This window comes from Daejeonella sp. (assembly GCF_036405355.1).
In the GTDB taxonomy this organism is placed as follows: domain Bacteria; phylum Bacteroidota; class Bacteroidia; order Sphingobacteriales; family Sphingobacteriaceae; genus Daejeonella.
Genome location: NZ_DASWXT010000146.1, coordinates 1 through 22,465, shown reverse-complemented (window position 1 = coordinate 22,465; position 22,465 = coordinate 1). Strand labels below are relative to the sequence as shown.

Below are 22,465 nucleotides of genomic sequence, written 5' to 3'. Positions count from 1 at the left end.
AATAAAAAAGGGCAGGATGTAAATGCATCCTGCCCTTTTTATTTAATAGGCAACCTGGGCCATTTGTTTTAAACAAGTCCCAATCTATACCCCTGCCTTTTGTAAAACCTCCAGTGTTTTTCTGAGTCCGGTTTGCGCCACCATCATCAGATCTTCTTTCCAATAACCCGGATTATACATTTCAAGTGAAATGCAACCCTTATACCCCGTTCCCTTTAAATCTCTGAAGATTTGCTGCAAAGGCAAAATTCCATCTCCCGGATAAACCCTGTGCTCATCATTAAGCTGTGCAAGGGGCGGAGATGCAGGTGCATCATTAAACTGGAAAATAGCGATCATATCACCTCTGAGTAATTTAATCCCCTCAAAACCACTCTCGCTGATATACATGTGATAAACATCAGGAATGACCATCGCTTTAGGATGATTGGCATCCAGTGCTATACCGACCGCCTGCCCCAAAGTTTTAACAGGAAAATATTTCACAAACACCAAAGCCGGATTCAGTTTATAGTCATTGATCCCCATTTCAATAATATCCCGATAGCGATCAGCTGCCCATTTTTGATTATAATTTACACCAATGGTATTTGGTATGGTCTGTATATGCTTAGCGCCAATATCGGCAGCCATGCGCATCCGGTTACGGGTATCTGCCAATGACTTATCCCATAATTCCTGAGTAGGTGGCAAGGCATTCCAAAGTCCGATCACGCTGGGTACGAATAAACCATTGTCCCTTATTTCTTTACCCAGATCTTTCAGGTTACCTCCATCGGCCTCAAACTTTTGCAATTCACCATCCCATGGTTCAATAGCGTCATAACCGGCTTTTGCTGCAATCCTGACCTTCTCTTTTAAAGATGCTGGCCGGATGGTGGCAGTATCGAGGCAAACAGGCCAGGGACTCTTCCCTTTCTGGTACCGTTTCTCTTTATTCTGAAGACCCGCAACTGCAATACCGGGTATGGTACTTGCGGCGATACCGGCAACTGCTCCCAGGGTAATGAATTTTCTACGTTCCATGGTTTATGCTTTTTAATTTCTTACAGGTAAATAGCGATAATTAAGTGTTAATTAAACCTTAATATAGACCAAAAGATCTGAAAACAGAACTTCCCGCATAATTATTACCGATCTCTTCATTGATCCTGAGCAACTGATTATACTTAGCTAATCTCGAAGATCCGGCTACAGAACCGATTTTAATCTGCCCGCCGTTTAATCCAACAGCCAGGTCTGCGAGGGTAGCATCTTCTGTTTCACCCGATCGTGCTGAAACTACTGTACTGAAGCCCCCATTCTTTGCCATCCGGAGGGTATTAACGGTCTCGGTCAATGTTCCGATCTGGTTCATTTTAACAAGAATTGAGTTTCCTGCTTTCATGTCAAAGCCTTTCTGCAATCGGACTTTATTTGTAGTAAAGAGATCATCACCAATCAACTGAACATTTTTGCCTAATCGTTGTGTCAGAGCCTGCCATCCCTCCCAGTCGTTTTCAGCCAGGCCATCTTCAATTGATATAACCGGATGTTCTTTGGTCCACTTCTCAAGCATATCAATCATTTGCTCAGAGCTAAGGCTACGGTCTTCAGAATGCAGATGATATATTCCTTTCTCCTCATCGTAGAAATGGGAGGAAGCAACATCCAGTGCTATCGCAACATCCGTCCCTGGTTTATAACCACATGCATGAAATACTTCTCCCAAAACCTCCAGAGCGGCTTCATTTGAAGGTAAAGCAGGCCCGAAACCGCCTTCATCAGCAAGCAAATAGGCATTATATCCTTTTTTTATCAATATCTCCCGTGTTTTCCAGTACACATTATAAATCATTTCGAGTGCATCCGGATAGTTTTTGGGCGATACAGGTATGATCAGAAAATCCTGCAAATCAATATTCTTTCCGGCATGCAATCCCCCGCTGATGATATTTACCATTGGAACCGGCATTGAGACCGCATCTCCTGCAGAAAGATATTTCTTAGCAAGGTATCTGAATAAGGGTTCGGATGCTTCATTCGCAGCCGCATGAATACAGGCAAAAGAAGCACCAAGTATTGCATTAGCACCCAGCCTTGATTTTTCAGGAGTGCCATCCAGTTGAATCATTAAGGTATCCAAATTGTCCTGATCCTCAATATCCTGTCCAATCAAAACATTCCTGATTTCTGTATTGGCATTTTCCACGGCTTTGCTCACCCCTTTACCTCTATGCCTGTGGCCTCCATCACGAAGTTCCAATGCCTCAAACTGCCCGGTAGAGGCACCTGAAGGAACCATCATTCTTCCCATTACACCTGATTCCAGAAATACATCAACTTCAACTGTTGGATTACCGCGTGAATCGAAAATTTCTCTTGCTTTTAGATCTTTGATTTTTGGCATGACATATTTAAATTAAAGGGATAAACGTGTGTATTCAGGAGGTAAAAATATCAAAAGAAATGGTTTCAAAATTGCTTTTTGATGGCATCGAAAACATTCAGGCCAGAGTCCCCTCCTCTGAGCCAGTTAATGGCTGTAGTACGGATAATTTGTTTTAATTTTTCATCCTGAATATAATTTACAGGTGATTTTCCATCCATCCGGGCAAGCAGCATCAAACCCAAATGCGGCAGCAGATTACTGACCTGGCCTTTATAATTAGCAAGAAATGTGCTGATAAGCTCGAGTATCTCAGCAGGTTTTTTTAAATGCCAGGCTTTTAACATCAGGTGACCCAGACAATAAGCAAGATCAAATACCGGATTCCCCCAGTGCGCCACTTCGTAATCAATCAAAACAATATGCCCGCTCTTTTCAACAAGCATATTTTTTGGAGAGAAATCGCCATGGACCAGACAGGTCTTTTGTTCAGTCAGCTCTTCTATCAAAGCATTAATCTCAACCGAAAGCTCAGGATATTTATTGATTAAGAAACGGTGGAAGGGATCAATCCTGAGCTGAACAAAATAATTCTGGTCACTAAACCCGGCCTTCACCTGCTCATCAATTTTATGGCTCTGGCTATGAATCAGGCTAAGAATATCGGCGGCACTCTTGGCGGTATCGGGATTGAACATACCATTCATTAACAAATCCTTCCAGGTCTGAACACCTTCTTCGGCACAGGTCATCATATAGATGTGGTTGACATAATCAACATGAAGGATTTTAGGAATATTGGAATCAGGAATGACCAGCTCCAGTTGCTTCATCACCTCATGCTCCCGATGGATTCGCTCCACATCTGAAAACCAGTCTGCCTTTACATCAAGTTTTTCAAGAGCCTGCTTGATTACCCAACGGTTCTCATTTACCGTGATCTTCCATACCCTGCAAGAAACTCCCCCTGAAAGATGCTCTACCAGGGCCTTATCATCCCCTTTTATAAGCCCTTCCTGATTTAGATATACTTTTACTTCTTCCTTTGAATCAAGTATCATGTCAAAATGTATGCTAATCAGCTAAAATGATCCGGAATTAAATAAAAAGGATTCTACCAGTAAATACCATACAATGCTGCAATGATTCCAATTATGAATAAAGCCCCGACTGCAAATCCAGGGGTTGTTCGGAACATGCTGCTATCCACTTTCAACGCATTCGGAATAATACCATTTCTGTTTTCATAGATACTGATCAGGTACATAACCAACACACAAATAATGAACACAAATCCCATGCGGTCTATGAATGGAATCTCATATACCCCTGCTGAGTTCGCAACCGAAAATCCTGTAGAACTAAGGAATTGCAGATCAACATAATCTGGCATGAACTTAAAAATGATTGAGAGCAGAAAGCCGCCAATGGTTGCAAACAAGGCCGCATTAGAAGTGGCTTTTTTCCAGAAAAACCCAAGCAGGAACATCGCCAGAATTCCCGGAGAGACAAAACCCGTATACTCCTGAATGTACTGAAAGCCGCCTTTCTTATCTATGCCAAGATAGGGGGCAATAACTACAGCCATGATCATGGAGATCACAATAACCCAGCGCCCAACTTCTACCTGCCTTTTCTCATCAGCTACCGGATTTAATACCTTTTTATAAATATCGAGTGTAAATATAGTTGCGATACTATTGGCTTTACCAGCGAGTGAAGCCACCACAGCGGCAGTAAGTGCTGCAAAAGCCAGACCCTTTAATCCCACAGGTAATAAATTCAATAATACCGGATAAGCCCGGTCGGCCATAACCTCTCCGTTCAGCATCATTTCATCTCTAAAAACATTCTCTTTAAATAAAACATAAGCTGCAATACCCGGAAGAACGACGATTATTGGCATTAATAGTTTCAGGAAAGCCGCAAAAAGAATTCCGCTGCGGGCTGTTTGAAGATCCGCACCTAAAGCTCTCTGGGTAATGTATTGATTACAGCCCCAATAGTTCAGATTGACTATCCACATCCCGCCAACGAGCACAGCAAGTCCGGGAAGGTCAATAAAATAAGGATCATCCTTTTCAAAGATCATTTGAAAATGGTCGGCCGAATTTTTCGTCAGCAGGTTGAAGCCATTGATCGGCCCCTCTGATCCGAAATGCTGAGCCACCATATCCAGCGCAAGATAGGTGGTTACCAAACCGCCCAGTACCAGGAACACAACCTGAATTACATCAGTATACCCGATCACATTCATCCCGCCAAGGGTAATAACAATGGCAAATAGGGCTAACCCGACCATACAAACGGCAAAATCAAGTCCGGAGATGCTGCTTATTGCCAATGCCCCCAGAAAGAGTATGGATGTTAAGTTTACAACGACATACAATAAAAGCCAAAAAACGGCCATAATCATCGCAACAGTTTCATTATATCTCGTTTTGAGAAACTGAGGCATGGTATAGATCTTATTTTTTAGATAGATCGGGATAAAAAATACCGCAACCACAATGAGGGTTACTGCAGCAAGCCATTCATAAGCAGCAATTGCGAGCCCCATGGTAAAGCCCGAGCCACTCATTCCGATAAACTGTTCGGCAGATATATTAGAGGCAATCAGTGAGGCTCCAATAGCCCACCAGGTCAGGGAGTCTTTGGCAAGGAAATAATCCTTTGAATTTTCATGTTTCTTTCGCTTGTATACGTACCATCCATACGTACTAACTATTATAAAGTAAATAAAGAATACTATATAGTCTGGTGTTTGCATACTCTTAACAGATTGATTAAATAAACCTATTAAAAAAAATGGAATTTTAAGTTGTAAGTAATAAGTATTAAGTTCAATAAACCGTTAGCTCACCCCTCAGATCAGTTTCAAGATATTCTGCAATTTTCTTATTACTCTTAAAATTACCCAGCAGATACATCAATTTGGTTACTGCAGCTTCAAAGGTCATATCGTAACCGCTTACTACCCCCATTTCCCTGAGTTCCCTGCTGGTTTCATATCGCCCAAGTTCAACCGTACCCACTTTACACTGAGAAATATTCAAAATAAGCTTGCCACCCATAATTGCTTCACGCAACAGATCCAGAAACCATTTTTGAGTGGATGTATTGCCTGATCCGAAAGTTTCCATAATCACTGCCTTACACTCTGCTGAAAGGGCCGACTTTACTATTGCCGGACTAATTCCGGGATATAATTTCAATATTCCAATCGCACTATCCAGCTTCGTATGAAATTTTACAGGTTCAGAATTCGGTTTTAGAATATAGTTTCGGTTGAATTTGAGATAAACACCGGCTTCTGCAAGTATTGGGTAGTTTGGCGACCTGAATGCTTCGAATTTCTCGGAATTATATTTAAATGAACGGTTACCCCTGAATAATTTATAATCAAAGTAGATACAAACCTCGGGCACCATGGCTTTGCCTTTTCTTTTTTCTGCTGCGATCTCTAAAGCAGTAATCAGGTTTTCTTTCGCATCGGTACGTATTCCGTTTACCGGCAGCTGCGACCCTGTAAAAATTACAGGCTTGTCCAGATTCTCGATCATGAAACTCAAAGCTGAGGCAGTATATGCCATCGTATCTGAACCGTGAAGGATGACAAAACCATCGTACTGATCATAATCTCTTTGAATGCGTAACGCAAGCTCTTTATAAATCTCCGGACTCATATTGGATGAATCAATCAAAGGATCAAATGAGTGTACTGTAAACTGATATTTAAGCCTTTTGAGTTCGGGCACATGATCAGTGATCTGCTCAAAATTAAAGGGAACCAATACTCCGGATTTAGGATCATTGATCATACCGATCGTACCCCCGGTATATATTATCAGAACATTGGTCATTGCCTAATTAATTGGTTATTGGATTGTAAATATAGAAAAAGAAGGTAAATGAAATCAATTCCTGAATTGAGATTAATATCAAAGGCCTAAACGCCAAAGACCTTTTCAGAATTAAGGGTAGTTATTCTGGCCACTTCTTCAATAGGAATCTGCTTCAGATCTGCAAGCTTCTGTGCGACATAAACCAGGTAACTGCTTTCATTTTGTTTTCCGCGGAATGGAACAGGTGTCAGGTATGGAGAATCAGTCTCAAGAACAAGGTGCTCTAATGAAATATCCTGTACAACTTTATCCAAACCTGAATTTTTATAGGTCAGCACTCCACCGATACCAAGATAAAATCCAAGGCTGATTACCTTTTCTGCCTGTGCAGCATCACCAGTAAAACAATGGAAGATCCCCCTGAGTTTATCATCTTTTAATTCATCCAGAATTTCAAAGATCTCATCAAATGCTTCCCGGCAATGGATTACAATGGGCAGACCCATTTGCTTTGCCCAGCCAATCTGAGTACGAAAGGCCTCCTGCTGAATGCTTAAGGTAGATTTATCCCAGTAAAGATCGATACCGATCTCGCCAATAGCATAAATCTTTCTGAGCTTTGCTTCTTTATAGATATGCGCTAATTCCTCTTTAAAATCTTCTTTCACATCACAGGGATGCAAACCGAGCATGGGGTAACAATGCTGCGGATACTGCTCCGCCAGTCCGAAAACCAATGGTATTGATTTGGAATCAACATTGGGTAAAAAGAGCCGGTTAACCTGATTATCCAGACTTCTTTGCATCAGTTCTGTCAGTTTTGCGGGATCTGTTTCGTAATATAAATGGGTATGGGTATCCGTCAGAATCATTCTGCAAATTAACAAAAAAGCCTTCGGGTAATCCCAAAGGCTTTAAATCTTATTTAATCAGGTGTTTAAGCTGAATGATCTCTTTTTCTTCCAGATATCTCCAGCGACCTCTGGGAAGGTCTTTTTTAGTTAGCTGAGAATAGACTACACGGTCAAGTTTGACTACTTCATAGCCCAGGCTCTCAAAAATCCTCCTGACTACCCTGTTCTTACCACTATGTATTTGAATTCCAACCTCTTTTTTACTCCCTCCGGCAACATAACTAACCTGATCTGGCTTGATTACACCATCTTCAAGCTCAACTCCAAATTGAATTTTATTCAAATCTCCCTGGGATAAGCTTTTGTTCAGTTCAACCTGGTATAGTTTTGTGATATTATTTCGGGGGTGGGATAATTTCTCTGCCAGATCACCATCATTGGTCATCAGCAATAAACCCGTTGTATTTCTGTCAAGACGCCCTACCGGATAGATTCGCTCACGCGAAGCTTTCTCAACAAGGCTCATAACCGTTTTACGTTCCTGAGGATCGTCAGTGGTAGTGATATAATCTTTCGGCTTGTTCAGTAAAACATAAACCATTTTTTCCCTTTTCAGGTTTTCTCCGTTGTAACGGACTGCATCTTTAGCGGGATCAACTTTAAACCCGAGCTCAGTTACCGGAACACCGTTCACAGAAACTACCCCGGCAGCGATCAATTCATCTGCCTTTCTTCTCGAACAAATACCTGCGTTTGCAATAAAACGATTCAGACGGATTAGTCCGTCATCCTTTGCAATTGCGGGCTTTTTACTTCGCTTATTTCCTAAATGCTCTTCTGAACTCCATTTTCTGTCATCAGATCTATATTTAGGTCGATCGAATTCGGAAGGTTCACTGGGTTGCCGTGATTTGAACGGCTTATCATTAAATCTTTTTACAGGTGCATTTTTGTCTGAATATTTATTATCGCGGGACTGGAACGGTTTCCTTTCGGTGTCTTTAGATCCTGAAAAGGGTTTTCTATCTCCCTGAGGTTTTTGGGTAAAAGATTTTTTACCACTTTCACTTCTATCTGAATAAGGTCTTTTTTCAGTCTGAGATCTGTCAGAAAAAGGTTTTCTGTCTCGGCTCTGTGGACTGTCGCCGAAAGATTTCCTTTCCGGACGATCAGAAGCTGAGCGGCGGTCATCAGAGCGTCCGAAACTCTTGGGGCTTCTCTTTTCTGAGGAGAAGCTGGACCCTGATTTATCATCCGAGCTCCTGAAACTGCTTTTAAATGGTTTCTTTGGATCGTCTGAGAATAATTTCTTCTTAGTGTTGCTTGTACTATCCTGACGGTCAGATTTGTAAGAGTTACTTTTCGAACCAGAACCTGAAGCCGGTTTTGTAGTACGCTTAGACTTTTCGGATTTGTCGTCTCGACTGTTCCTTTTATTTTTGAATGGCATGATACGCTTTTTATCTCCTTAAAAGAGAACCACAAATGTAAGCAAAAATACGGAAACAGAGCCGATTTAATATTGAAAATCAGACCCTAAACCCAATCAGAAATTTACTCCAAAAATAGCTCCACAACAAGGCCAATTTCATAACTATTTGATAATTAGATATATATTTCGTACCTTTGTCAAAAATATTTTTATTTGGAACTAAAAAGAGAGGTAAAAATGATAAAGAAACACTTGATAACGTGTTCTGTGATGTTGGGCTTGCTGTTAACTGCCAAGATGTTTATTTATAGTACTCCTGCAACTTTTGATAATTATATAAAAACGATTCAGGGGTCTCAAAATGAAGAATTTTCAATCGAACCCTATTTTAATACACTGAGTTTCGCGAATGAAACTCTACCATTGGGAGATAAGCGAATCAAGCTAAAAATGAATGCGAGTTTAAAGGCTCATTCATATGAGGCATTGCAGACTTCAAAGCTTCACCGCCAGGCGGAAAAATGGTTCCCGATTATTGAACCTATATTGAAACAATACGGAATTCCTGCTGATTTTAAATACGTGCCATTGGTTGAAAGCGGACTTCAGGGTGGAACCTCACCAAAAGGGGCGTCAGGTTACTGGCAATTTATGCCACAAACTGCCCGGGATTTCGGACTTAAAGTAAGCGCCGAGCTTGATGAAAGGCAAAATATTCGTAAATCGAGTATTGCAGCTGCAAAATACATCAAATCCTTATACCGTGAGTTTAATAGCTGGACACTTGCTGCCGCTGCCTATAATATTGGCGAGGGCAGTCTTAAACGTCAGATGCATAAACAAAGCCAGGACAACTACTATAAAATGAAGCTAAACAGAGAAACAGCTTCTTATGTTTATAAACTAATCTCTATGAAAGAGATTATTGAAAACCCTACCCGTTACGGATACAACAACAGGGCTAGCAGGCTTTTAGCTAATGCGAGTGCAGCAGAAAGTAAATCACTTTTTGATGCAAATACAGGAAGAAATAACACTTCTTACCCGCAAATCCTAAAGAACTAACCATAATAAACCAATCAGATAGGGCCGTATTAATACGGCCCTTATTTGTTTATAGAAATCGAAATCACATAGGCGGTTAGAAAGTAGATTTCGCCAGTCACTTACCAGAAAAGCGACTGACGAATTTATCTTGCATAGCGCCTATGTAAATTCGTAAGTCCGAATTCCCGATCGAAATCACCTAACCGAGCGGAAAGTAGATTTCATCACCCAATAGCTATCGGGTCGCTCAATCTAAATGTGACTGACGAATTTATCTTGCTTGAAGCCCATGTAAATTCGTAAGTCTGAACTATCCGACCCATTAGCTATCGGGTCACAGATAATATTTTGCGAATACGAACTTATCTTGCAATACGCTCAGGTAAATTCGTAAGTCACTAGCAGAAAAAATCGCATATTTGCATAAATTTTTGAGCCTGTATTCAATTTATGAATAAATCTAATCCTGACCTTGGAGAGCAAAGTGAAGTTGAAGTTTTCGGTGCCAGGGTACATAATTTAAAGAATATTGATGTTTCTTTCCCCAGGAATAAGCTGGTTGTAATAACCGGACTGAGTGGCAGCGGAAAATCATCGCTTGCTTTCGACACAATTTATGCCGAAGGACAGCGCCGATACATGGAAACTTTCAGCGCTTACTCCCGTCAGTTCCTTGGTGGTATGGAGCGCCCCGATGTTGATAAAATCTCAGGATTAAGTCCAGTGATTGCTATTGAACAAAAAACAACCAGCAAAAATCCGCGCTCAACGGTTGGAACGATAACTGAGATCTATGATTTCATGCGTTTACTATTTGCCAGAACAGGAGAAGCCTACTCTTATGTCAGCGGCGAAAAAATGGAGCGCATGACTGAGGATCAGATCCTTAAAAGCATACTTGAGAAATTCAATGGTCAGGCAGTAAGTATTCTTGCACCAGTGGTAAAAGGCCGTAAGGGACATTATCGTGAACTTTTTGAACAAATCCGCAAACAGGGTTATTTAAAAGTCAGGGTTGATGGAGAGATCCTGGATATCAGCCCTAAAATGCAGCTCGATCGTTATAAGATCCATGATATTGAAATGGTAATTGACCGGCTTCTGGTCAGCGCAGATGATAGAAAAAGGCTTTATGACTCCATTCAATCGGCTTTAAAAGTTTCAAAAGGAATCATAAAAATCAGCGATAAGGAAAACAGAGAATTCTTTTACAGCAAATTCCTGATGGATCCTGTTTCTGGTATTTCATATGATGAACCGCAACCCAATACCTTTTCCTTCAATTCACCCTACGGGGCATGTGAGCGATGCAGTGGACTGGGCTATATATTTGAAGTCGACCGGCATTCGGTTATCCCGAATCCGAAGCTGAGTATTATGCAGGGCGGACTGGCTCCTTTGGGCGAATACCGCGAGACCTGGGTCTTTCAGATATTAAAAGCACTTGCAAAAAAATACAATTTCTCACTGTCTACACCTCTTGAAAAATTTCCGGAAGAAATTCTGGATATTATTCTGAATGGCTCACATGATATTATTACCGTACCGGTTGAATACAATAAATGGAACGTTCAGAATTACCAGATCTCTTTTGATGGAATCATCAAAATGCTGGAGGAACAGACTGAGCGCCGTGGAGATGAGGTAGGCGAAGACCTCGAAAATTACCGGGTACTGAAAACCTGCCCCGAATGTCATGGTGCAAGACTTAAAAAAGAGTCGCTTCATATTAAGGTGAACGAAAAAAATATTTATGAGCTGGCCTGCATGGATATTTCACAGCTCTTTGAATGGTTTGAAAATCTTGAATCACGATTAAATGAACGACAGAATACCATTGCCCGTGAAATATTAAAGGAAATTCGTTCAAGAATAGGTTTCCTTCTGGATGTAGGGTTAAACTACCTTACTTTAGACCGGACAGCTAAAACATTATCAGGTGGCGAAGCCCAGCGCATCCGACTGGCTACCCAGATCGGATCCCAGTTGGTAAATGTTCTTTATATTCTTGACGAACCAAGTATTGGATTGCATCAGCGGGATAATGCGCGACTGATATCAGCATTAAAAAACCTTCGGGATATAGGTAATACCGTGCTGGTGGTTGAACATGATAAAGATATGATCATGCATGCCGACCATGTCATTGATATGGGGCCGGCGGCAGGAGAACATGGAGGTGAGGTTGTTGGCGAGGGAAGTCCGGAAAAGTTCGCAAAAGCTAAAACTCTGACAAATGACTACCTCAGTGGAAGAAAAGAGATTGCTATACCTGCCAAACGAAGAAAAGGTAATGGAAAATCTCTGACCATAAAGAATGCTACTGGCAATAACCTGAAAGATGTATCAGTGGAATTTCCGCTTGGAAAACTGATCTGCGTGAGCGGAGTTTCAGGTAGCGGAAAATCAACTTTAATTGCAGAAACACTCTATCCTATCCTTAATCATCATTTTTTCAGGGCAAAGAAAAAACCAATGCCCTATAAAAAAATTGAAGGCCTTGAGCATATTGATAAGGTAATTGAGATCGATCAAACCCCTATTGGACGAACTCCACGATCCAATCCGTCAACCTATACCGGCGTATTCTCAGATATAAGGAACCTGTTTGTGATGCTTCCGGAAGCAAAGATCAGAGGATATAAGCCGGGACGCTTCTCTTTTAATGTAAAGGGTGGACGCTGCGAAACCTGTCAGGGTGCCGGCATGAAGCTGATCGAAATGAATTTCCTGCCTGATGTTCAGGTGCCCTGTGAGGAATGCAATGGTAAACGCTATAATCGTGAAACTTTAGAAGTTCGTTACCGGGGTAAATCGATCAGCGATGTGCTGGATATGAGTATTGAAGATGCGGTTGCTTTTTTTGAACCAATTCCGGCTATTTATCGCAAGATTAAAACATTACAGGAAGTCGGATTGGGATATATTCGACTCGGTCAATCTTCCACAACCTTATCAGGGGGAGAAGCACAGCGTGTTAAATTAGCAACCGAACTTTCCAAAAAAGATACTGGAAATACATTTTACATTCTGGATGAGCCAACAACAGGTCTTCATTTTGAAGATATCAATGTACTTCTGGGGGTATTGAACCGTCTGGTTGATCATGGGAATACCATTCTGGTCATAGAGCACAATCTTGATGTGATTAAAGTAGCCGATTGGGTAATTGATCTCGGACCGGAAGGTGGTTCGGGTGGAGGACAGATTCTGTTCGAAGGGAGTCCGGAAGATTTGATTAAAGTAAGGAATAGCCATACCGGGAAATTTCTTGCGTTAGAAATGGCCGCGGCTAAGTAACCCGTCATTAACCACCCTTCATGAATTACCCGTCATTTCGATGAGCGACCTCGATTGTTGTCCTTAAAAATATTTTAAATGCGAAGAGAAATCCCATGGTCAAAAGCATAGCCTAACATCAACAGATTTCTCCACACCACCAATTCCGATTTTAAGAAATAAATACTGCCGGTGTGTTCGAAATGACGGAGAGTAAAATACCATCTCCTTTTCTTAAATTTATACATGCTTCAATTGCTCACATCTCCTCAGATCCGCGAAGCGGACGCCTACACCATTAAAAACAAGCCTATCAGCTCAATAGATCTGATGGAATCAGCTTCGGCAGCATTTGTTAAAGCCTTTATGGAGGAAGTTCCTGACCGGGATACCCTGATCAGTGTTTATTGTGGTACCGGTAATAATGGCGGAGATGGATTGGCTGTTGCACGCCTGTTAAAGGAGCAAGCCTACGATTCTATTTCAGTGAAAATCATGCGTTTTAGTCCGAAAGAAAGTGCAGATTTTAAAATAAACCTGGATCGTCTGAAATTAACAGGAATACCTCTTTCTGAACTATCCAATGCTACTAATCTTCCCAAAGAAAATGCTACTGTTATTATTGATGCATTAATTGGCTCCGGACTTAATAAAGCTTTGGAAGGTGATCTTCAGGCCCTGATAAAATACCTCAATAAATTAAAGAAAAAAGTAATTGCAGTTGATATACCCAGCGGCTTCCCTTCAGATGGAATAATTGATTCAAATGCCACTGTCCTGAAAGCAAAATTGACGATCACTTTCCAGCGTCCAAAGATCAATTTCTTTTTTCCCGAATCAACACAGGCTACCGAAAGGTTTATTGTAGCTGATATAGGTTTGGATGAGTCTTATATACAATCCCAGCCCGGGCCATGGAAACTTATTGAAGAAAAAGACCTGAAAGGTTTGATCAAAACCCGAAAACCATTCAGTCATAAAGGCAGCTTTGGGCATGCGCTGATAATTGCAGGTAATACCAGAACGATGGGGGCTGCACTGCTCTGTGCCGATGCCTGCCTGCATTCCGGCGCAGGATTAACTACTGCATGCATCCCTGAACAGGGCATGCCCGCATTAAATGCTTATGCACCAGAGGTGATGACCCTGCCGAGATCAGAATTGGCATCTGAAGTAAATTCCGGGAAATTCAATTCCATAGCCATTGGTCCCGGATTAGGAACTAATGCGAATGCAGCAGAACTGGTAAAACAGGCATTAAACTTTAATATTCCGATGCTTATTGATGCGGATGCTTTGAATATTTTAGCTGCAAATCCTGCACTTCTGCATAAATTACCGGAACAGACTATAATTTGTCCGCATATGAAGGAATTTGACCGTCTGTTCGGCACATCAGCAACATGGTGGGATCGGGTAGCCTTAGCGCAAAAAAAAGCAAAAGAACTAAGCTTGATTATCCTGTTAAAAAACCAGTATACCTTTATAGCTTTGCCAGAGGGCGATATCCTGATCAATCCGACGGGCAACCCGGCTATGGCTGTTGGTGGAATGGGGGATGTATTAAGCGGGATGATCGCTTCATTTTTAGCTCAGGGATATATCGCAAAAGAATCGGCAATGCTGGCCACTTATATTCATGGAAAAACCGGTGATGTCTTAAATCAGGAGATGGGAATGTATAGTATTCCGCCCGGGGAGCTCACACTCTTGCTGCCTGAAATGATTCAGAGCTTCTGTGAAGCTTCTTAGATTAATTCAGGTCTTTATTTAGAATTCAAAAAGATGCTTTTCTGCATGGTATGAAGAGCGCACAAGCGGACCACTCTCTATGTATTTGAAACCCATCTGAAGTCCGCGGACTTTGTATTTCGCAAATTGCTCTGGTGTGATCCAGTCTACAACCGGATGATGATTTCTGCTCGGCTGAAGGTACTGACCCAAAGTAAGAATATGTACTCCGGCTTCCAGAAGATCAGCCATTGCTTCATAAACATCCTCTTCAGTCTCTCCCAAACCAAGCATAATTCCTGATTTAGTCCTTAAACCAGCTTCATTGATGCGACGAAGGCATTCTAAACTGCGATCATATTTAGCCTGAATCCTTACCTCTTTTGTTAAGCGACGAACTGTTTCCAGATTATGAGAAACTACTTCAGGTCTGGTTGCCAGCACTCTGTCAAGATTTTCCCAGACCCCTCTGAAATCAGGAATCAGGGTTTCAAGAGTAGTTTCAGGACTTTCTTTACGAATTGTATTAATGGTCTCGGCCCAGATTGTGGAACCTCCGTCCTTCAGATCATCACGATCTACAGAAGTAATTACACAATGCTTTACCTGCATCAGGCGTACCGAATTGGCCACGCGATTAGGCTCATCTGTATCCACGGCAAGTGGTCTGCCTGTAGCAACTGCACAAAAAGAGCAGGAACGGGTACAAATATTTCCCAGGATCATAAAAGTTGCAGTTCCCGCGCCCCAGCACTCACCCATATTAGGGCAATTCCCGCTTTCACAAATGGTGTGAAGTTTATGTGTATCTACTAAGCCTCTTACATGAGCATATTCCTTCCCGACAGGAAGTTTAACACGCAGCCAGTCGGGTTTACGCTGCATTTGATTTACTGGAATAACCGGTAGTTCGATCATACTGCAAAAGTAAAGAATTTTAACAAGAATTGAGGGAGAATAGACCCAATCCAATATTTTTACAATAGAAGTATTTAAATCCGGAAGCTTTTCGTTCTTTGACAGGGATAATCAACAATTTAATTATTTTTGGGTACAAGAAAGCACAGAATGGCAACTATAGAAACTATTTACCAGGGAGACCTGAGAACCCAGGCAAAACATGTTTATTCAGGCAACACAATTATAACTGATGCCCCCCTTGATAATCAGGGTAAAGCGGAAGCCTTTTCACCAACCGACCTGATGTCGGCTTCTTTGGGAAGCTGCATGTTCACAATCATGGGAATTGCAGCTAGGGAACATGGAATTGATATTGACGGAAGTACCTGTTCAATTACCAAGATTATGGCAGCAGATCCGAGAAGGGTAAGTGAAATACAAATAACTTTCAATTTCCCTGAAATAATTTATACCGAAAAGCAGCGGGCCATTCTGGAAAGATCAGCAAGAAATTGTCCTGTTGCCAAGAGCCTACACCCGGATCTGGTTCAAAACATTGTTTTCAATTTTAAAGATTAAACTGCTTTCAGCTTTGGGCTTTGGGCTTAAACTATCTGCTCTGCCAGATCTTCTGCAGATATCTCGCTATGTGAGGTTTCATAAACACATTCACCATCTTTTATAAGAAGTAGCTGTGGAGATTCGTGATGAACATTGAATGTGCTTGCAATAGCATTTGAAATATCCCTGTGACTGATCAGATCGAGATAATACACGGGAGTTCCTTCTGGAATTTCTGTCCAATCGTGCTCAAACCTTCTTTTCGCCATCATGCTGACCGAGCAACGGGTACTATGCTTGAATATTACGCTGTAACCTTCTGCATTAACGATATTCTGTAATTGTTCCTGACTATTTAGATCTATCCAGTTCATGATTAAAAATACTATTTTGATTGACCTGCAAAAATACCACAAAATTGCGGACAGGCCGTCAGTGTCGGGTCAAATTGAAGAATTCAGAAAAAAGAAGGATTAGCGCCTTGATTTAGGATAGGTACCATAAGCCGGGCATAGTCTGGAAGAACATGCCTGTAATACAGTTGTGGCTATAAATAAGGCTATTACGCCTATAATTACTCTTTTCATGCTTACAGTTTTTTTAAAATTATTGATTTTAATTCAATAATCAAACAATATATTTATTGAGCGGCATTGGCTTGAACCTCAGCCATCATAATTGCGGTAACTGCTGCCTCTTCACCCTTATTCCCATGCTTCCCTCCAGCTCTATCCTTTGCCTGCTGCTGATTATCTGTTGTTAATACGCCAAATATCACAGGTTTGTTATGTTTAATTGAAACATTTACAAGTCCGCTTGCCACTGCATTACAAATAAAGGTAAAGTGCGGAGTTTCGCCCTGTATTACACAGCCTAAACATATTACAGCATCCAGTTTTTTTGAAGAAAGCAAAATATCAGCCCCGCTCGTTAATTCGAAGCTTCCGGGTACCTGAACTGTTAGAATATTATCTTCAAGCACCCCATTTTTTAAAAGCGCAGAACACGCTCCATTATATAAGGCACCGGTAATTTCAGCATTCCATTGTGCGACCACAATACCGATCTTGTAATCTTTACCTGAAGGAATCTCTATATGAGAGAAATCTGACAGACTTTTTAATATGCTGGCCATGCTCTTAAATAATAAATGGCTGTTACCTGTAATATACGGTAACAACCATTATAAATGTTTTTAATTATAATCTTGCTTCAGCCCTTGCAATATATGCATCTACTGAGGCCGCTTCAACACTTTCAGGAAAATCAGTTTTGATTTTCTTATATGTATCAGCTGCAGATTTAAATTCCTTTTGCTCCTCATAAACCAAACCTAACTTTTTAAGGAAAAGAGGAGTGGTGAAGGTGTTTTTGTTCTTATCAGCAGCTTTCTTGTAGAATGTAATAGCTCTACTGTAATCTTTCAATTCACTGTATGCATCTCCAAGCATTCCCAATACAAGCGGATCAATTACAGGGCTACCTGTGCTGCTGTATTTTCCAAGTGCATCAACTGCTTTTTGATATTCACCTTTCTGAAGATAAAGACCACCAAGATATGCATTTGCAAGATTCGCAGATTTAGTGCTTGAATATTCATCTGCTATTTTTTCAAATCCGGGATATGAACCATCTCCTTTTATTGCCCTGTCTTTCAGAGAGTCGATAGCCACATATTCTTCAGCCTTATACATTTCATTGGCTGCTTTTTCGGCCCTTGGGGCAAGGTAGAAATTTTGGTAACCGAAATATAATAGCACTAAAGCAATAATGGCAGCACCAATTACAGCTAAGCTTTTTGCATTTTCCTGAACAAATTTGCTTGTATTTCCAAGCTGATTGTCAGTTTCTGTTACGTTATCTTTTTGATCTTTTGACATTTGTATATTAAAAGTTGTAAACCGTTTCACTAAATCCAATTCCGCAAAAATACATTTTTCGTACTAAGTATCAACTTTTAAATCAGACAGATTGATTTTTTTTATTTGGACAGTAAAACAAGCTGAAAAGACTAAATTTGTAAAAGCGCTTCTCAGCACAGGCATTAACTATGTGGCTTCAAAAATTATCCGTCATTAATTTTAAGAATTATTCTGAAGCCGAGTTAATTTTTTCGGATACTGTCAATGCGTTTACCGGGAACAACGGTGCTGGGAAAACCAACCTGCTCGACGCAATTCATTACCTGTCGCTCTGTAAAAGCTATTTCAATCCTATTGACAGTCAGCAGATCAGACAGGGTGAAGATCTTTTTATGATTCAGGGAACATTCAGGAAAGATGATACAGATGAGGTGATCTATTGCGGATTAAAACGAAGTCAAAAAAAGAAATTTAAACGCAACAAAAAAGAATATCAGCGACTGGCCGACCATATAGGTCTCTTCCCCTTAGTCATGATTTCACCAAATGATATCAGTCTGATCATTGAAGGCAGTGAAGAACGCAGAAAGTTCATAGATAATGTAATCTCTCAAACTGACAGCCTGTATCTTGACGAACTGATCAATTATAACCGGAGTCTGATGAACAGAAACGCCCTTCTAAGGCAGATTGCAGTTTCGGGTAACTATGATGCATCACTAATGGAAATCTATGATGATCAGCTTGTGATTTCGGGTAACAAGATCTTCGAAAAGCGTAAGGCCTTTATGGAGGTATTTACAGATATCTTCAATAAACATTATCAATATCTGAGTGAAGATGCTGAACAGGTTGAACTGGTTTATGATTCACCCCTGCTTCAGGAAGATTTCTCCAGTATTTTAAACAGAAATCTGGAACGCGACAGGATACTGGAGCGCACCTCCAGCGGGATCCATAAAGATGAACTGAGTTTTAGTATCCATGGGATGACGTTGAAAAAATTTGGCTCTCAAGGACAACAAAAGTCATTCTTGATTGCATTAAAACTTGCACAGTACACCTTTCTGCAGCAGCAAAAGGGATTTGAACCCCTGCTTCTGCTGGATGATATTTTTGATAAACTGGATGATGCCAGAACTACCAAATTAATGAAAATGGTATCTGACAAGGATTTTGGGCAAATATTTATTACCGATACCAGCAGGGACAGAATTGAGAATATTTTCATTAAGCTGAATGTTCCGGTAACTGTTTTTGATATTGAAAAAGGGAATATTGCTGAATCATAACACCTCGATAGTCCCAGAATTTCTTAAATTTAAAAGCAGGGATTCAATAATCTCCCAATTATGAGCCGTACAAACGACAAACCACTTAAGGATGCGATAGAACAGATGCTTCAGGTCTACAAACTGAGAAGAAAGTTCGATGAAACTTCTTTGGTTGTAGCATGGCCTGAAATGATGGGAAAGGCAATTGCAAACCGGACGAAGGATATCTTTATTCGTGATCGCAAGTTATTTATACGACTGGAATCTGCTGTGATTAAAAATGAACTGTTGATGATGCGCTCCAATATTATCGAAAAAATGAATGAACGTGCAGGGGGCAGTGTTATTGATGAAATTGTCTTTCTGTAACTACCTCTTTTTTTCGTTGTAGTTTTTTACCATCAGGTAATATAAAACTGTCATAAAAAAGGCAATTGAGAATGCCTTGAGAACAAATAAATAATTCACACTCCGATCCCATCCGCCCAAATAAGAAACAGCTGCGGGCACGATCAGCATCACCAGAAAAAATATCAGGAAGCGGGCTTGAAGAATTTTCATCGAAGGGTTTTTTATATTGTCACCCTGTACTGTTTCAGGGTGACAATATAAATGAGCATTAGAAACGCTCGAATGCTGTAAAGAAGAAACGTCCTTCTATTTCGGCATTGTCGTCTGAATCAGATCCATGAATTGCGTTTGCATCAATAGATTTTGCATACTTGTTACGGATAGTTCCGGCATCTGCTTTGCTTGGGTCGGTTGCACCGATCAGCTTGCGAAAATCCTCAACAGCATTATCCTTTTCAAGAATTGCAGCTACAATCGGTCCGGATGACATGAAATCAACCAGATCCTTATAGAAGGGACGCTCACTGTGTACTGCATAGAATTGACCGGCAATATCTTTGCTCAAACGTGTATATTTTAAAGCAATCACTTTAAATCCACCCTTGATAATATCATCCAAAATTGCTCCGGTGTGGCCATTGGCTACAGCATCGGGCTTAATCATTGTAAAAGTTCTGTTTGTTGCCATCTTAATTTATCAAAATTGCTGCAAAAGTACTGCTAATTAATTAAAGCATAAAGGATTTTAAAAAATGAGCGGTTTTGAAGCTTTATTTTAATAACTTTGCATTTCTTTTTAAATAGATGTTAGAACTAGCCTCCCTAAAAGAGTTTTTAGCTGAACCAAAGCACATTGTCATTACCACACATCCTAAACCGGACGGTGATGCTATGGGATCTTCTTTAGGTTTATATAATTATCTGATTCTCAATGGGCATCAGGTCAATGTAATTACGCCTACAGATTATCCGACTTTTTTACAATGGCTGCCCGGCAATTCTGATGTAATCATTTACACTGAAAAACCGGAGCAATCCCAACAATTGGTTGAATCGGCTGACCTGATTTTTTGCCTTGACTTTAATTCCCTGGTGCGCATCAACGAGATGGGTCATTATGTGCGTAATTCGAAAGCAAAAAAAGTGTTAATTGATCATCATCTTGAACCTGAAGGTTTTGAGGATTATCGCCTCTGGACCACCGGCGCATGCGCTACTGCTCAATTGGTTTATGAGTTTATTGTGAATGTGATGGGTGACAGGCATCTGTTAAACAAAGATATTGCAAGCTGCCTCTACACCGGAATAATGACCGATACGGGGTCTTTTCGATTCAGATCAACCACATCCAACGTACACAGGATTGTCGCCGATCTGATTGATTGTGGTGCAGATAACACACTGATTCATCAATTGGTTTATGATGATTTCTCGGAAAACAGATTACGATTCCTTGGTCATTGCCTCCTGAATAAGCTGGAAGTGTTAAATGAGTATAATTCAGCAATTATTGTTATCACAAAACAGGAGCTTGAAGAATATAAAATTTCAACCGGCGATACCGAAGGTATTGTAAATTATGCCCTTTCGATAACCGGAATCCGTCTTGCGATCCTTATTATTGAACGACAGGATGTTGTAAAGTTGTCAATACGTTCAACAGGAGATTTTCCTGCAAACGAAATATGTAAGAAATATTTTAATGGTGGCGGTCATAGAAATGCAGCGGGTGGGTTTTCGAATGAGAAAATCGAAACTGTAAGAGAAAAATTTGATCTGATATTACCAGAGTACAGATCGCAATTAACACAGTGAACGGAATTTTATACAGAATTAATTTTATAACAGTAAAAAACAATAAATACAAAAGAAGCTATCAGGTGCTTTTAAAAAAAATAGAAAATATTTCATCTCCTGATTGATTCAATTAAAAAACAATGTATATTTCAAAACAATAGAAAAACAAATGAAAAAATTAGTAATCGTATTAGGGCTGGCAGTTACGGGATTAACGGCTTGCAACAATTTTGACAAGGGTGAGGGGGATATGTTGTACAAGATCCACACTGACAAATCTGGTGAAACAATTAAAGAAGGTGATTTTGTAGCTTTTAAAGCAATTGAGAAAACTGAAGGTGATTCAGTTCTCTACAGTTCTTATGATTATGATCGTCCGTCTTTGCTGGTTAAGGAAAAATCTGTATTCAAAGGGGACCTTTTTGCAGCTCTTGGCCTTTTAAGTGAAGGTGATAGTGCAACTTTTAAAATCAACATCGACTCAATGGTACAAAAGATGGGTCGTCCGCAACCTTCTGATACCACTAAAAAATACCTGGTTTACACCATTAAAATTGACAAAGTAATTCCGAAAGGATCATTAAACGATAGTCTTTTCCGCGGAAAGATCGATGAATTTCTGAAAGCAGAAATGGAGCAGGCTAAAACTGCAGAAGTTGCTAAAGTTAAGGCTTATGTTTCTGCAAAAAGCCTTAAACCTAAAGTTACTGCTTCAGGTTTGAACTATGTAGTTTCTAAAGAAGGTACCGGAGCAAAACCAAATATGGGTGATACAGTTGTTGTAAACTATACCGGCATGTTCTTAAGCGGAAAAGTATTTGATAGCAGCTTACCTGATGTTGCTAAGAAAAATGGAACATTTAATCCTCAGCGTCCATATGAGCCATTGAAACTCCCTGTTGGATTGGGTGGTTCAATTCCAGGATTTGAAGAAGGACTAATGCTTTTAAACAAGGGTGCAAAAGCTACGTTGATACTACCTTCAAAACTGGCTTACGGTGAGCAGGGGAATCAGGGAATTCCTCCTTACTCTCCACTGGTTTTTGAATTGGATGTAGTAAATATCATTCCGGGAACAGCACCTGTGGCTGCTGCCGCTCCGAAACAATAATTATTCGTTTCTAATAAAAAAGCCCTTCCTGAAAATTCAGGAAGGGCTTTTTT

21 protein-coding genes are annotated in these 22,465 nt (G+C 40.5%); 8 read left to right on the top strand and 13 right to left on the bottom strand.

Annotation, left to right across the window (positions count from 1 at the left end; all coding sequences use genetic code 11):
• Positions 1-84: 84 nt before the first annotated feature.
• The 7 genes from VGE44_RS18165 to VGE44_RS18135 form a co-directional block, all read right to left on the bottom strand.
• Complete coding sequence (locus tag VGE44_RS18165; protein ID WP_331081831.1) at positions 85-1,026, bottom strand: sugar phosphate isomerase/epimerase; 942 nt, start codon at positions 1,024-1,026, stop codon at positions 85-87.
• Between the two features lie 58 nt (positions 1,027-1,084).
• Positions 1,085-2,389 (bottom strand): phosphopyruvate hydratase, encoded by a 1,305-nt coding sequence (gene eno / locus VGE44_RS18160; RefSeq protein WP_331081829.1) that lies wholly within the window; start codon positions 2,387-2,389, stop codon positions 1,085-1,087.
• Positions 2,390-2,454: 65 nt separating this feature from the next.
• The gene (locus tag VGE44_RS18155) at positions 2,455-3,429 is read right to left on the bottom strand and encodes an aminoglycoside phosphotransferase family protein (protein WP_331081827.1); all 975 of its coding nucleotides are present in this window, start codon (positions 3,427-3,429) and stop codon (positions 2,455-2,457) included.
• A gap of 53 nt (positions 3,430-3,482) precedes the next feature.
• Positions 3,483-5,138: a sodium/sugar symporter gene (locus VGE44_RS18150; protein ID WP_331081825.1), complete on the bottom strand. Its 1,656-nt coding sequence runs from the start codon at positions 5,136-5,138 to the stop codon at positions 3,483-3,485.
• Between the two features lie 73 nt (positions 5,139-5,211).
• Complete coding sequence (locus VGE44_RS18145) at positions 5,212-6,231, bottom strand: type I asparaginase (RefSeq protein WP_331081823.1); 1,020 nt, start codon at positions 6,229-6,231, stop codon at positions 5,212-5,214.
• Between the two features lie 86 nt (positions 6,232-6,317).
• Complete coding sequence (locus tag VGE44_RS18140; protein ID WP_331081821.1) at positions 6,318-7,085, bottom strand: TatD family hydrolase; 768 nt, start codon at positions 7,083-7,085, stop codon at positions 6,318-6,320.
• Positions 7,086-7,134: 49 nt separating this feature from the next.
• On the bottom strand, positions 7,135-8,517 hold the full coding sequence (locus tag VGE44_RS18135; RefSeq protein ID WP_331081819.1) for a pseudouridine synthase: 1,383 nt from the start codon (positions 8,515-8,517) through the stop codon (positions 7,135-7,137).
• A gap of 219 nt (positions 8,518-8,736) precedes the next feature.
• On the opposite strand from VGE44_RS18135, the gene VGE44_RS18130 reads away from it, so the two are divergent.
• The 3 genes from VGE44_RS18130 (at position 8,737) to VGE44_RS18120 (ending at position 14,577) form a co-directional block, all read left to right on the top strand.
• Positions 8,737-9,564 (top strand): lytic transglycosylase domain-containing protein, encoded by an 828-nt coding sequence (locus VGE44_RS18130; RefSeq protein ID WP_331081817.1) that lies wholly within the window; start codon positions 8,737-8,739, stop codon positions 9,562-9,564.
• Between the two features lie 432 nt (positions 9,565-9,996).
• The gene (gene uvrA / locus VGE44_RS18125) at positions 9,997-12,846 is read left to right on the top strand and encodes an excinuclease ABC subunit UvrA (protein ID WP_331081814.1); all 2,850 of its coding nucleotides are present in this window, start codon (positions 9,997-9,999) and stop codon (positions 12,844-12,846) included.
• 225 nt (positions 12,847-13,071) lie between these two features.
• Positions 13,072-14,577 (top strand): NAD(P)H-hydrate dehydratase, encoded by a 1,506-nt coding sequence (locus VGE44_RS18120; RefSeq protein WP_331081812.1) that lies wholly within the window; start codon positions 13,072-13,074, stop codon positions 14,575-14,577.
• An 18-nt stretch (positions 14,578-14,595) separates the two neighbouring features.
• Here VGE44_RS18120 and lipA read toward each other — a convergent pair whose 3' ends face one another.
• Complete coding sequence (gene lipA / locus VGE44_RS18115) at positions 14,596-15,474, bottom strand: lipoyl synthase (RefSeq protein WP_331081810.1); 879 nt, start codon at positions 15,472-15,474, stop codon at positions 14,596-14,598.
• Positions 15,475-15,624: 150 nt separating this feature from the next.
• On the opposite strand from lipA, the gene VGE44_RS18110 reads away from it, so the two are divergent.
• Complete coding sequence (locus VGE44_RS18110; protein WP_331081808.1) at positions 15,625-16,035, top strand: OsmC family protein; 411 nt, start codon at positions 15,625-15,627, stop codon at positions 16,033-16,035.
• Positions 16,036-16,061: 26 nt separating this feature from the next.
• On the opposite strand, the gene ytxJ is transcribed toward VGE44_RS18110, so the two are convergent.
• From ytxJ to VGE44_RS18095, 3 genes are all read right to left on the bottom strand, one after another.
• Positions 16,062-16,391, bottom strand: coding sequence for a bacillithiol system redox-active protein YtxJ (ytxJ, locus tag VGE44_RS18105; RefSeq protein WP_331081806.1), 330 nt, complete (start codon positions 16,389-16,391; stop codon positions 16,062-16,064).
• 266 nt (positions 16,392-16,657) lie between these two features.
• A complete protein-coding gene (ribH, locus tag VGE44_RS18100) occupies positions 16,658-17,152 on the bottom strand; it encodes a 6,7-dimethyl-8-ribityllumazine synthase (RefSeq protein ID WP_331081802.1) in 495 nt (164 codons plus the stop codon).
• 64 nt (positions 17,153-17,216) lie between these two features.
• Positions 17,217-17,897, bottom strand: a complete 681-nt coding sequence (locus tag VGE44_RS18095; protein ID WP_331081800.1) for a tetratricopeptide repeat protein — start codon at positions 17,895-17,897, stop codon at positions 17,217-17,219.
• A 170-nt stretch (positions 17,898-18,067) separates the two neighbouring features.
• On the opposite strand from VGE44_RS18095, the gene recF reads away from it, so the two are divergent.
• Together recF and VGE44_RS18085 are read left to right on the top strand one after the other, a co-directional pair.
• Complete coding sequence (gene recF, locus VGE44_RS18090; protein WP_331081798.1) at positions 18,068-19,171, top strand: DNA replication/repair protein RecF; 1,104 nt, start codon at positions 18,068-18,070, stop codon at positions 19,169-19,171.
• Positions 19,172-19,231: 60 nt separating this feature from the next.
• On the top strand, positions 19,232-19,522 hold the full coding sequence (locus tag VGE44_RS18085; protein WP_331081796.1) for a DUF721 domain-containing protein: 291 nt from the start codon (positions 19,232-19,234) through the stop codon (positions 19,520-19,522).
• Here VGE44_RS18085 and VGE44_RS18080 read toward each other — a convergent pair whose 3' ends face one another.
• Both VGE44_RS18080 and VGE44_RS18075 read right to left on the bottom strand, forming a co-directional pair.
• Complete coding sequence (locus VGE44_RS18080; protein WP_331081794.1) at positions 19,523-19,714, bottom strand: hypothetical protein; 192 nt, start codon at positions 19,712-19,714, stop codon at positions 19,523-19,525.
• Between the two features lie 58 nt (positions 19,715-19,772).
• A complete protein-coding gene (locus VGE44_RS18075; protein WP_305364679.1) occupies positions 19,773-20,192 on the bottom strand; it encodes a nucleoside-diphosphate kinase in 420 nt (139 codons plus the stop codon).
• Between the two features lie 116 nt (positions 20,193-20,308).
• Between VGE44_RS18075 and VGE44_RS18070 the strand changes: the two genes are divergently transcribed.
• Positions 20,309-21,319, top strand: a complete 1,011-nt coding sequence (locus tag VGE44_RS18070; protein ID WP_331081792.1) for a DHH family phosphoesterase — start codon at positions 20,309-20,311, stop codon at positions 21,317-21,319.
• A gap of 151 nt (positions 21,320-21,470) precedes the next feature.
• On the top strand, positions 21,471-22,412 hold the full coding sequence (locus tag VGE44_RS18065; protein WP_331081790.1) for an FKBP-type peptidyl-prolyl cis-trans isomerase: 942 nt from the start codon (positions 21,471-21,473) through the stop codon (positions 22,410-22,412).
• Positions 22,413-22,465 lie beyond the last annotated feature (53 nt).